Annotated in this window: 10 protein-coding genes; all 10 read right to left on the bottom strand. The window is 51.2% G+C overall.

The annotated features are described in order from the left end of the window. Nucleotides 1-60 precede the first annotated feature (60 nt). Entirely contained in the window at nucleotides 61-1512 is a 1452-nt protein-coding gene (gene purF / locus OCV63_RS02610) for an amidophosphoribosyltransferase (RefSeq protein WP_158361872.1), read from the bottom strand. 274 nt (nucleotides 1513-1786) lie between these two features. Continuing rightward, complete coding sequence (gene rnhA, locus OCV63_RS02605) at nucleotides 1787-2263, bottom strand: ribonuclease HI (protein ID WP_158361871.1); 477 nt, start codon at nucleotides 2261-2263, stop codon at nucleotides 1787-1789. A 13-nt stretch (nucleotides 2264-2276) separates the two neighbouring features. Next, the gene (locus tag OCV63_RS02600) at nucleotides 2277-3644 is read right to left on the bottom strand and encodes an NCS2 family permease (RefSeq protein ID WP_158361870.1); all 1368 of its coding nucleotides are present in this window, start codon (nucleotides 3642-3644) and stop codon (nucleotides 2277-2279) included. A 161-nt stretch (nucleotides 3645-3805) separates the two neighbouring features. After that, the gene (gene spoIVA, locus OCV63_RS02595) at nucleotides 3806-5287 is read right to left on the bottom strand and encodes a stage IV sporulation protein A (protein WP_158361869.1); all 1482 of its coding nucleotides are present in this window, start codon (nucleotides 5285-5287) and stop codon (nucleotides 3806-3808) included. A 64-nt stretch (nucleotides 5288-5351) separates the two neighbouring features. Next, a complete protein-coding gene (locus OCV63_RS02590; RefSeq protein ID WP_262670609.1) occupies nucleotides 5352-6887 on the bottom strand; it encodes a PucR family transcriptional regulator in 1536 nt (511 codons plus the stop codon). A gap of 141 nt (nucleotides 6888-7028) precedes the next feature. Next, nucleotides 7029-7880, bottom strand: coding sequence for a bifunctional 5,10-methylenetetrahydrofolate dehydrogenase/5,10-methenyltetrahydrofolate cyclohydrolase (locus OCV63_RS02585; protein ID WP_158361867.1), 852 nt, complete (start codon nucleotides 7878-7880; stop codon nucleotides 7029-7031). Between the two features lie 23 nt (nucleotides 7881-7903). Beyond that, entirely contained in the window at nucleotides 7904-8533 is a 630-nt protein-coding gene (locus OCV63_RS02580) for a cyclodeaminase/cyclohydrolase family protein (RefSeq protein ID WP_158361866.1), read from the bottom strand. 197 nt (nucleotides 8534-8730) lie between these two features. Continuing rightward, entirely contained in the window at nucleotides 8731-10422 is a 1692-nt protein-coding gene (locus OCV63_RS02575) for a formate--tetrahydrofolate ligase (protein ID WP_158361865.1), read from the bottom strand. Nucleotides 10423-10911: 489 nt separating this feature from the next. Continuing rightward, complete coding sequence (locus OCV63_RS02570; RefSeq protein ID WP_158361864.1) at nucleotides 10912-11412, bottom strand: flavin reductase family protein; 501 nt, start codon at nucleotides 11410-11412, stop codon at nucleotides 10912-10914. A gap of 193 nt (nucleotides 11413-11605) precedes the next feature. After that, on the bottom strand, nucleotides 11606-12056 hold a 451-nt coding region (locus OCV63_RS02565; RefSeq protein ID WP_158361863.1), incomplete at its 5' end, for an RNA-guided endonuclease InsQ/TnpB family protein.

Genomic DNA, 12056 nt, shown 5'->3' with positions numbered 1-12056 from the left:
TTTGTTTTTCCATTTATTTTACTATATTTATCCGGATATCTCAATCCTATTTTTCCGGGCTTACTTCTCAAAGCTGCCCCGGATATCCTCCGTAGGCGGCGCAATCGGATACTTGCCAGTGAAACAAGCCGTACAGTGGCCCATACCGCCGATCATCTCACCCAGGCGGTCCGTCCGCAGATAGGCCAGGGAATCGGCTCCGATAACCTGGCGGATCTCCTCAATGGTCCGGTTGTGGGCAATCAGCTGCTCCTCCGCCGGTACGTCCGTACCGAAATAGCAGGGATGCAGGAAGGGCGGGGAGCTGACCCGCATATGTACCTCTTTGGCTCCGGCGTCCCGGAGCATCTTCACGATGCGGTCGCTGGTGGTGCCGCGGACGATGGAATCGTCAATCATGATGACGCGCTTGCCGTTCACAGCCTCTTTCAACACGTTCAGCTTCACCCGGACACTGGACTCCCGGCTGCTTTGACCGGGCTTGATGAAGGTACGGCCCACGTAGCCGTTTTTCACAAAAGCGGTGCCATAGGGGATGCCGGACTCCAGGGAATAGCCGAGGGCCGCCGCATTACCTGACTCGGGCACGCCCACCACCAGGTCGGCCTCCACCGGGCTGTCCATAGCCAGAAATCTGCCGGACTGAATCCGCGCCTGGTAGACGCTGACCCCGTCGAAATGACTGTCCGGACGGGCAAAATAAATGTATTCGAAGATACAGCGCGCCTCCTGATCCTTCGGAAGACAGTGGCTCTTATCGGATTCAATCCCTCTCTTGGGCGTAATCGTCACGATCTCGCCGGGCTCCACATCCCGGACGAAGGTGGCGCCTATGGTGTCCAGGGCGCAGGTCTCGCTGGCCAGGATGTAGGCGTTATCACGCTTGCCGATACAAAGGGGGCGGAAGCCATAGGGGTCTCTGGCTCCGATGAGCTTTCTGGGGGACATGACGATCAGGGAATAGGCTCCCTTGATCTTGTCCATGGCCCGGGAGACTGCCTCCTCGACGCTTGCGGTATGGATTCGCTCTCTGGCAATATGGTAGGCGATAACCTCGGAATCTATTGTAGTCTGGAAAATCGCTCCGGTATACTCGAGTTCTCTTCGAAGCTCCGGCGCGTTCACCAGATTGCCGTTGTGGGCTAATCCCAGGGTTCCCTTTACATAGTTTAATACCAGCGGCTGGGCATTTTCCCGGGTGCTGCTGCCTGCGGTGGAATAGCGGGTGTGTCCCACACCGATATCGCCTTTCAGGGCGTCTAACTGTTCCGGCGTAAAGACCTCATTTACCAGGCCCATGCCTTTATGGCTCTTTACCACGCCCTTCGGGCCGTTCGTATCGCTGACTGCGATACCGCAGCTCTCCTGTCCTCTGTGCTGCAGGGCAAATAAGCCGTAATAAATCGTAGAAGCTACGTCATGGCCGTCAAAATCATAGATTCCGAACACGCCGCATTCCTCCCGGAGCTTCTCGTCTTCTTCATATTGTTCATGGATTTGTTCTTTATTCATGGGATACCTCCGTCCTGTAATGAATTTCTATGAAAGATGCATTTCTGTACGGATAACGGCAAAAGATGCCGCTTCAGGATTTTCTCATTAAGTACGTAGAAAAGTATAAACCATGATTTTTTGAATTGCAAGGGCGGATCGGAGGCCGCTTATTACTTATTCTAATTGATTCTTTCGACATTTTCTTATAAGAAAAGCCGATGCGTCTTCTTTTTTGCAGAAAACCATCGGCTTCCGAAATATTTTCGGTTTTTATTCTAATTTTTCTTATTTTTCAGGTGTTCAGTCCTGTATCTTCTATCAGGTCGTCACCGTCCGCCGCCGTGGTGGCTAAGCGATCACAGCGCTCGTTCTGGGGATGGCCGTCATGGCCCTTGACCCAGATAAACTCCACCTGATGAGGCTCCTTCGCCTTTAAAAGGCGCTTCCAGAGATCCACATTTTTGACCGGGCCGGAGCTGCCCTTCCAGTTTTTCTTAAGCCAGCTGTCCACCCAGTGTTTATTGAAGGCGTCCGTCACATATCTGGAATCGGAATAGAGTTCCACCTGACAGGGCCGCTTCAGGGCCTCCAGGCCGACGATCACAGCCATCAGCTCCATCCGGTTATTGGTGGTCTTCTGATAGCCCTGGCTGTACTCCCGTTCATGGAGCTGCCCCTTGCTGTCCGTATAATGCAGCACCACGCCATAGCCTCCCGGACCGTCCGGGTTACCGCGGGCCGCACCGTCTGTATAGATCTTTACCAGCATCGCTTGTCTTCCTTTAGATAAAGAAATATTTCGCCAGGAACAGCACCGCCAGAATATACATCACGATACTGATCTTCTTCTCTTTCGCCTTACCAGTCGCCACATTCAGTACCACATAGGAAATAACGCCCATGGAAATACCTTCGGAAATACTGTAGAAGAAGGGCATAGCCGCCATGCAGATGAAAGCCGGGATGCCTTCAGCGAAATCGGTGAAATCGATCATGCCTACCTGATTTACCATATAGAAACCTACCACAATCAGAGCCGGAGCCGTCGCAAAGGACGGGATGGCCAGGAAGATCGGAGAGAGCAGCAGCGCCAATGCGAAGAGAATTGCGGTGGTCATGGATGTCAGACCGGTTCTTCCGCCCTCGGTAACGCCGGATGCGCTCTCCACGAAAGTCGTGGTGGTAGAAGTTCCCAGAAGAGCTCCTGCGGTAGTACCTACAGCGTCTGCCAGCAGCGCGCCTTTGATATTCGGGAGCTTGCCGTCCTTATCCAGCATGTCCGCCTTGGAAGCCACACCAATCAGAGTTCCCAGGGTATCGAACATATCCACAAACAGGAACGCGAATACGATTACGACAAACTGGCTCAGCGGAATCGCTGTAAAGTCCAGCTTACAGAAAATCGGCGCCAGACTCGGGATGGAGATTCCGGCAGAAAAATCCGGAAGCAGGTTATAATAGCCCAGATCCGGGTTCGGCACGTAGATGCCCGCAAACTGGCAGATAATGCCGAGAATCCAGGTGGCCAGAATACCCCATAGGATGTTGCCCTTTACATTCTTAATGACCAGGATAGAGGTGATAAACACGCCCACGATAGCCAGGAATACGGTGATTCCCACATCGTTCATGGTGCCTCCCTCTACTGCGTCCAGGGAGAAGAACTCTACCAGCGTCGCGCCGCCTACCACAATTTTGGCATTCTGCAGGCCAATGAACGCGATAAAGAAACCGATACCTACGGATACGGCCTTTTTCAGGTTCGCCGGAATGGAATTGAAGATCGCTTCACGGACATTGAACAGGGACAGCAGAATGAAGATAACGCCCTCCACAAATACGGCTGCCAGCGCCGCCTGCCAGGGATATCCCATTCCGATGACTACGGTATACGCAAAATAAGCATTCAGTCCCATACCAGGCGCCAGCGCAAACGGATAATTTGCGAACAGGGCCATGCATACGGTACCGATGACAGACGCGAGAACCGTCGCGGTGAAAATCGCGCCCTGATCCATTCCCGTTGCACCAAGGACGCTGGGATTGACTGCCAGGATATACGCCATGGTCATAAATGTGGTGATACCTGCCAGAATCTCCGTCTTCACGGTCGTATGATTCTCTTTCAGTTTAAACAACTTTTCTAACATTACTTCCCTCCTATTAACTTGTAGTGTACAAAGAACACAGTCAATAGTGTAGCATAAATGCGGACGGAGGTAAACGGTTTTCTTGTTTATGAGGCGCTATCCGGCACAAAAAGACCGGAATCTCCGCCCTGAAGATCCCGATCTTCCATATTTTTCCTCTTTTAAATAATGATACACACCAGCCCGCCGGTACTCTCGTTCACGATCTTCTGCATGGTATCCTGAAGCTTCACCTGGCTCTCATCCCCGATCTGGTAAATCTTGCTGCGGATACCGTCCTCCACCAGCTCCTCCACGGATTTTCCGAAGATATTGGTGGTCCAGATCCCTTCCCCGCTCCCCGCGCTGTCCTTCAGATAGGTCATCAAATCCTGAGCCTGGGACTCATTTCCCACGATAGGGGCAATCTCGGTCTCGATATTCGCCCGGATCAGGTGAATGCTGGGAGCTACCGAGCGGATTTTGACGCCGTACTTGCTGCCCTGATGAATGAGCTCCGGCTCCTCCAGGGTAATGTCCGCCTTCTCCGGCAGCATGACGCCGTAGCCTTTTTGCCGCACGGAAGCCAGCGCCGCTTCGGCCTTCTCATACTCCTGCTTCATTCGGGACATCTCCCGGATCAGGGCAATCAGCTCGTATTCGCCGGGAATATCGCTGCCGGTCAGTTCGCTTAGGAGCTCATAATAATATTTCTCATCCACTTCAAACTGCACCCGGGCGCTGCCGCTGTCCATCCGCACCTCCTTAAGCACAGCCCGTTCCACGTAGGTACTGTCGAAGGCCAGATTTTCCTGCCGCACATCCCGGATGGTATTCAGGCGCTCCGCCAGCTCCCGGATCCGGGCCAGCATATCCTGCTTGATCTTATGCTCCACCGGCAGCATTTCCGTCCAGCGGGGAGCGAAAAACTCCAGGCGCACCAACGGAAATTCATAGAGAAGCTGAGTCAGAATCTTCGTCACATCCTCTTTTTTAAGCTGCTGGCAGTTCACCGGCAGCACTGCCACGCCGTATTTCTCCTGCATGGCCCCTGCCTCCGAGATCACAGGTCCGCTGTAGGGCTTTTCCGAGTTCAGCAGAATCAGAAAAGGCTTCCCAAGACCTTTCAGCTCCTCCACAGTCCGCTCCTCCGCCTCTATGTAATTGGCCCGGGGAATATCCCCGAAGGATCCGTCGCAGGTCACCACAATCCCCACGGTGGCATGCTCGGTAATCACCTTCCTGGTCCCTATTTCCGCCGCCTCGGAAAATGGAATTTCCGCCTCCATCCAGGGCGTCTTCACCATCCGTTCGGCCCCGTCCTCGATATGCCCCTCGCTTCCGGGTACCAGAAAGCCCACGCAGTCGATCATCCGAAGCTTCATTTCCACATCCTCGGAAATCTGCACTGTGGCCGCTTCCTTGGGGATAAATTTGGGCTCCGTGGTCATAATTGTCTTGCCCGCCGCCGACTGGGGCAGCTCATCCCGGGTCCTGATTCGCTCATGCTCATCCGTGATCCCCGGCAGCACGCACAAATCCATAAAGTGCTTGATAAAGGTGGATTTCCCGGTCCGCACCGGCCCCACCACCCCCAGATAAATCTCGCCTCCCGTCCGGGTTCGGATGTCCTGATACAGGTTATATTCGGAACTTTTGTCCATAAAAATACCCCTTCCATATATGCTGTTAAAATATATGCAAGGGGCGTTTCTTCTATTCTGTTTCTTATGTCTGTTCTTCCTGCTCCAGAATCCGGAAGGTCATCATCACATAGAGAAGCGCATCGTAATCATTCAAATCCAGCTTCACCAGCTCCTCGATCTTTTCCATCCGGTATAAAAAGGTGCTTCGATGGATAAACAGTTTTTTGGCAGTCTGCACCGCGTTCAGCTGGCTCTCCACGTAGGTCTTCAAGGTGTGATAATAATCTGTGTGATGTTCCTCGTCGTAGGCCTGCAATTTCAGAATCTTGTCGGAGCAGACCAGCCGCACCGGAAGCTCCGCGCTGCTTCGCTCCAGCACATAATCCAAAGCCACCTCGTCGAAGCGGTAAATCCACCGGTAGGGTTTTCTCCGGCAGCCCACGTCTAGAGCCGCCACGGCCTGCCGATAATAGGCGTCTATCTCATGGAAGCCCGTAAATTCATTGCTGACCCCGGCCTTCAAGAAGGTATCTTTCAGGAAATTCACCATTTTTTCCAGGACCTCCTCGGTTCCGGTTTCCAGCAGAGTCAGGTTTACGAAAATGGCGATGTTATTTTTATACTGAAAGGCGCAGCTTCCATTTTTTCCCATCATGCTTTCCATGTGCTTACAGATAAAACGGACGGTCATGTTCGCCCAATCCAGGGAGTTGACCTTCAGGCTGATGCAGAAATAGCGGTGAGTCGCAAGCCACCCGAATTCGGAGAACCATTTTTCCGCGCTCCGATTAACCCGTCCAGGATTCGACAGAATGTCGGATAAGATGCGGTCCAGCCGGTGGCCGATCTCTACCCGGGAATCAATCAGGCGGGTCAGCGCCATCTGAATATAAGCGGACAGATATTCCAGAAGCGCGCCGTCATAAGACTTGAAGCGGCTTAAGCTCTCTACCATCATGACCTGGTAAATGAACTGATCGTTCTCGAACAGATTGACACGGAGGGTTCTCGCCCCGGTGATATATTCCGGCAGGTAGTAGGCGCCCCTCTTCTTCCGCTGGTTCAGGATGCGTCGACCATTCCGGTACTCGTCGCTGGACTGGATGACGGAATCCAGATCCACCAGACTGGAAAGCTCCTCCCGGGTGTCGATGACACTGGAATAACCAATGACAAAGTAATCTGCCGAGCTTACCACAATGGGATTCAGGAAGATACGGAAACTCTCGTCCAGAAGCTCCTGTATCGTGTCCGCCTGCTGCGTCAGCTCCTGCAACCGCTTCTCCCACCGATCATAGTAATCAAAGATCCGCTGAATCTCATTAAAAAGCACAAAGGGCGAGGTCTCATCGATGACCTGAAAGACCTGTCCGTCGTTCTCTGTATTCCGGGTCGGCACTTTACCGATACAGAACAGAACCGCCTGCTCTGGCACTACCAGCATTTCCCCGGCCCCCGGCTTCTGGCTGTAGATATAGATTTTGTCTGGCTGCATTTCATCGCTACCGTCGTAAAACAAGACCTGCTCCAGATGCAGCTTGTCGGACAGGGCCTTTTTATTCTGCAGGCCGAATTTAGACTTTAATTTATCCGCCAGAATGGCAGTACTTAGCTTCATAGGTGGAAATGCCTCCCTCTCTTTCGTTTCATCATACATAGTGTACGAGACCCCAGAGAAAAAGTCAATAAAAGACAGCCCAAAGCGGAATTTTTACCCCGCCCGGGCTGTCCTTTCACGCAGCTTTCCAAGCTGTCTTATTTACATATATTTTCTCTTAGCTGCCTCTACCACATGTCCAACCAGCACGGAAGTAGTTACGCTTCCTACGCCGCCCGGTACCGGGGTGATGGCGTCTACGATGGGCTCTACCTCTGCGTAAGCCACATCGCCGCAAAGCTTGCCTTCTGCATTTACATTGATTCCCACGTCAATGACAGTCTGGCCCGGAGCCACATAATCCTTGGTTACAACGCCTGCACGGCCTGCTGCCACGATCAGGATATCTGCCTCGCGCGCTACGCTGGGCATATCTACAGTCTTGGTATGGCATACGGTTACGGTCGCGTTCTTCTTGATCAGCATCATGGCAGCCGGCTTACCAACTACCAGGGAACGTCCGATAACAACAGCCTTCTTGCCGGTGCAGTCGATTCCGTAATGATCCAGAATCTCCATGCACGCCTGCGGTGTGCAGGGCGGGAAGCCTACTGCCTTGCCGGTAAATACGCCGGACATGGAACCGTCGGTCATACAGTCTACGTCCTTAGCCGGGTCAAGGGCATTCTCAATCTCAGTCTGGTTCAGATGCTTCGGGAGCGGACGGAACAGCAGGACACCGTGAATGTTGTCATCCTTGTTGACCTTATCTACAGCTGCCAGAACCTGCTCCTGGGTAGCGTCTGCCGGAAGCAGAATCTTCTCGCATGCCACACCCAGAGTCTCACAACGCTTGGTTGCGCCTCTCTCATAGGAGATATCGCTCTCGTTCTCGCCCACACGGATGATTCCGAGAGTCGGGTTGATGCCCTTTTCTTTCAGTGCTGCCACATCTGCTTTGATGCGCTCGTTCAGTGCTGCTGTTACTTCTTTTCCTAATAACTGCTTTGCCATTTTTCCTATTCCTTCCTTTTATTTTATCTCAGTCTTGCTGTGACACTTGCGAAAATGTCGTCCGCAATCTTGGTGTACTTCTCCAGCATAGCGTCTGCCTTTGCATTCAGCTCTGCCGCGTACTCCTTGTCCGCCATGGACTTGGTATTGATGAATACGTTCAGGGAAGCTCCCTCCAGGGCTGCCTTACAGAATGCAGCGCCTACGCCTGCGTCGCTGATGGCCAGGGCTGAACCCTTTGCCGCAAATTCAACGATAAGATCCAGCGCCTCACAGCACTTCTCCATGATCTCCATGGGTACAGAGCAGGCGTCCTTCAGGACGATCGCCATGACGCGCGCCTTCTCAGCCTTCTCCTCCTCGGTCTCGCGGGGCATGCCGTAAGCCTTGGCCAGGGGCTCGAAAACCTCTGCGTCTCTCTCAATCAGACGAAGGAAATCATTCTGAAGAGCGGTTGCCTTCTCTTTCAGCGCGTACATCTCTTCCTCTACGTCTGCGTACTTCTTTTTTCCGACGGTCAGGCTGCCTACCATGTTGCCCAGGGCAGTTCCCACTGCGCCTACTAGTGCGGATGCTCCGCCGCCGCCCGGAACGGGAGCTTTGGAAGCCAGTACCTCTACAAATTCATCACATCTGCTGGTTGAAAATCCCATATCGTTCTCCTTTATGTATCAAAATACTATTTTTTTATTATATCATTGTTTCCCTATGCACACAAGTGGGAAGGGCCAAATGGTCCTTCCCTTGTGTCTATTTATTTAGGTTTATAATGGGTAGCTATTCTATAGAAACGCTGTTCAAGCGTTTCCTGCGGAGCATCTGAGGAAATACGGATGCAATCCGGATTTTCTTAGAACAGTCCGCTGATCTTGCCGTTCTCGTCTACATCGATTCTCTCGGCAGCCGGTACCTTCGGCAGACCAGGCATGGTCATGATTTCGCCGGTCAGGGCTACGATGAAGCCTGCGCCCGCGGAAATCTTCAGGTTACGAACGGTTACCTCGAAGTCCTTCGGAGCGCCCAGCTTGGTCTGGTCGTCAGTCAGGCTATACTGTGTCTTAGCTACACAGATCGGGCAGTTGCCAAAGCCCATAGCCTCGAGCTGCTTTGCCTGCTTCTGAGCGTTTGCTGTCAGAACGACTCTCTTACCACCGTAAATCTTGGTTACGATAGCATTCAGCTTATCCTCAATGCTGGTTCCCTCAAGTTCATAGGAGAAGGTGAACTGATCGTTCGGCTGCTCGCAGAGACGAACAACTTCTTCTGCCAGAGCAACTCCGCCTTCGCCGCCCTTTGCCCATACTTCGGACAGAACCACGTTTACGCCAAGCTCCTTACACTTCTTCTCTACCAGGTCAAGCTCTGCCTTGGTATCGGTCGGGAATGCATTGATAGCAACTACGCAGGGAAGCTTGTATACGTTGGTGATGTTGCTTACGTGCTTCAGCAGGTTCGGAAGACCAGCCTCCAGAGCCTCCAGGTTCTCATTGTTCAGGTCTGCCTTCGGAACGCCGCCGTTGTACTTCAGAGCACGTACAGTCGCTACGATAACAACTGCGTTCGGCTTCAGTCCTGCCATACGGCACTTGATATCCAGGAACTTCTCAGCACCCAGGTCAGCGCCGAAGCCTGCCTCTGTGATGGTGTAATCAGCCAGGTTCAGGCACATCTTGGTAGCGGTTACGGAGTTGCAGCCGTGAGCGATGTTTGCGAACGGTCCACCGTGTACGATAGCCGGTACATGCTCCAGAGTCTGTACCAGGTTCGGCTTCAGAGCGTCCTTCAGAAGAGCTGCCATAGCGCCCTGTGCGTTCAGATCGCCAGCGGTAACCGGCTTCTGCTCGGAAACCTTTCCGTATGTATATCCGATGATAATTCTTGCAAGTCTTTCCTTCAGGTCTGTGATGTCCTTAGCCAGACACAGAACAGCCATAATCTCGGATGCTACAGTGATATCGTAGCCGTCCTCTCTCGGCATACCGTTGGTCTTTCCGCCAAGTCCGTCTACTACGTTACGCAGCTGACGGTCATTCATATCTACGCATCTTCTCCAGGTAATCTTTCTCGGGTCGATGTTCAGAGCGTTGCCCTGGAAGATGTGGTTGTCAATCATCGCTGCCAGCAGGTTGTTCGCTGCGCCGATTGCGTGGAAGTCGCCGGTGAAGTGAAGGTTGATATCCTCCATCGGAACTACCTGTGCGTATCCGCCGCCTGCTGCTCCGCCCTTTACGCCGAATACCGGTCCCAGGGACGGCTCACGAAGGGCTACCATAACCTTCTTGCCAATCTTCTGCATACCGTCTGCCAGGCCTACGGATGTGGTAGTTTTTCCTTCTCCTGCCGGAGTCGGGTTGATAGCAGTTACCAGAATCAGCTTGCCGTTTTCAGCCGGTTTCTCCTTCAGCAGGTTGTAGTCAATTTTTGCTTTGTACTTTCCGTACTGCTCCAGATATTTGTCGTCGATACCTGCCTTTGCCGCGATGTCAGTAATCGGCAGCATCTCTGTTTCCTGTGCGATTTCGATGTCAGTTTTGAATCCCATTGTAAAACTTCTCCTTTCATAGTTATCGGCCCTTCTGCGGCCGACGTCTGTGGTTTTTTTGTAGATAATTTAACAAGTGATTCATTCGTATCTCTTATCTACTATGTGTCCTATTATAGTGTTCTCTTTCAAAATCAGCAATCATACACTTTGTTGAATATTGATATTCTTTTCACGAACTTGCTTTTTTCTGCTTTTCCGCTATCTTTCGCACTTTTCGCAGAAACTTTACCTGTTCTTTTCCATTTCTTTTCTGTTTTTCTATGGGAAACGGCATTTTTTATCCGACACATTGTATAAAATCCATTTCGTAAAGTCTTACTTTATATATTTTTTTCACAAAACCTTTGATTTTCCACGCAATTTTCAGTCTTTATTTTTCATTGCGCAGCAAATGTTTTACAATATTTTCGCAGTCAAAAAATGGCGGCTCCGCAGGATTTCTCCCGCAAGGCCGCCATTTTCACGTCTGATTCCAGATTCACTTTTTTATTCTCTGACCAGAACCTTCTCCACCTCTGCAATATACATGGTGTGATAATCCTTGTCCGGATAACATTTTTCATCGCAGGACTTGTCGATGAAGCAGGCCGGATCGTAGTTCTGAGCGTACAGCTTTCTGCACACCAGTACCGTATTGGCTTCGCCAAAATAAGGAGTCTCTCCCTCATGCTCTACCGTCAATCCCGCTTTCGCGATCTTGTCCTCATCCCGTCCGGACACAGTTCCCAGATAATTCAGGGTCTTGCGGTACTCCTCGTCCAGTACGGACAGGGAAAAGGTCTCCCCCGCGTCCACGAATTCCTTGGTGTAGCGCTGGGGACGCAGCACAATGTAGGCCACATTTTTGCCCCACATGACGCCCAGGCCGCCCCAGGAAGCGGTCATGGTGTTCACCTTGCCCTCCTTCTCGGCGGTGACCAGCAACCACTCCTTACCGATCATATGAAATACATTTTTCTCTAATTCTTCCGGTTTGATACTCTTCATGTCAGTTCCTGCCACTCAAAATGTATGTAAATATACTCACATCGAGATAATGTAAACTCTCACAAGTTTTACTTACTGTTTCATCGTGTATGCTTTGGATTGACCAAAATCATATCTACTCACAAGTTCTTGTACACTCCACAGTCGTTAATTCCCGAAATAGCCTTCGGTACATACCTACGTTTGCCTTTATTTATGCAACTTCGTAAGTCGTAGCATCTCTCAGATTAAGTGCAGCATTGAAATCTCTGTCTTCGATATAACCACAGTCACATCGGAAGATTCTGTCTGAAAGTTTTAAGTCTTTCCTGATAGCTCCGCAACAGTGACAAGTTTTAGATGATGGATACCATCTGTCTACTACACGAAGTTCAATTCCGCTTTCCTTGCATTTAGCTTGAAGTTTCGTTCTAAATTCATAAAACTTCTGCGAAGCAACTGCCTTTGATAGATGTTTGTTCTTCATCATTCCTGATACGTTTAAATCTTCAATCGTTATATAAGATGGTTTGGTTTTCACTATCTCTGCGATTGTTTTGTTGATATAGTCCGTACGGATATCGTCTATTTTATGATGAAGTTTCTGTACCTTGAGTTTTTGTTTCTGTATATTCGCTCTTTGAGTGGACTCTCCTTTCTTTAAA

The sequence above is a fragment of the Laedolimicola ammoniilytica genome (assembly GCF_025567165.1).
In the GTDB taxonomy this organism is placed as follows: domain Bacteria; phylum Bacillota; class Clostridia; order Lachnospirales; family Lachnospiraceae; genus Laedolimicola; species Laedolimicola ammoniilytica.
The sequence above is the reverse complement of the archived record's forward strand: the minus strand, read 5'-3'. Positions and strand labels throughout refer to the sequence as shown.

What these genes read in the sequence shown, in the direction of transcription:
- purF (WP_158361872.1), bottom strand. Translation starts at nt 1,512, where the DNA reads ATGAATAAAGAACAAATCCATGAACAATATGAAGAAGACGAGAAGCTC.
- rnhA (WP_158361871.1), bottom strand. Translation starts at nt 2,263, where the DNA reads ATGCTGGTAAAGATCTATACAGACGGTGCGGCCCGCGGTAACCCGGAC.
- OCV63_RS02600 (WP_158361870.1), bottom strand. Translation starts at nt 3,644, where the DNA reads ATGTTAGAAAAGTTGTTTAAACTGAAAGAGAATCATACGACCGTGAAG.
- spoIVA (WP_158361869.1), bottom strand. Translation starts at nt 5,287, where the DNA reads ATGGACAAAAGTTCCGAATATAACCTGTATCAGGACATCCGAACCCGG.
- OCV63_RS02590 (WP_262670609.1), bottom strand. Translation starts at nt 6,887, where the DNA reads ATGAAGCTAAGTACTGCCATTCTGGCGGATAAATTAAAGTCTAAATTC.
- OCV63_RS02585 (WP_158361867.1), bottom strand. Translation starts at nt 7,880, where the DNA reads ATGGCAAAGCAGTTATTAGGAAAAGAAGTAACAGCAGCACTGAACGAG.
- OCV63_RS02580 (WP_158361866.1), bottom strand. Translation starts at nt 8,533, where the DNA reads ATGGGATTTTCAACCAGCAGATGTGATGAATTTGTAGAGGTACTGGCT.
- OCV63_RS02575 (WP_158361865.1), bottom strand. Translation starts at nt 10,422, where the DNA reads ATGGGATTCAAAACTGACATCGAAATCGCACAGGAAACAGAGATGCTG.
- OCV63_RS02570 (WP_158361864.1), bottom strand. Translation starts at nt 11,412, where the DNA reads ATGAAGAGTATCAAACCGGAAGAATTAGAGAAAAATGTATTTCATATG.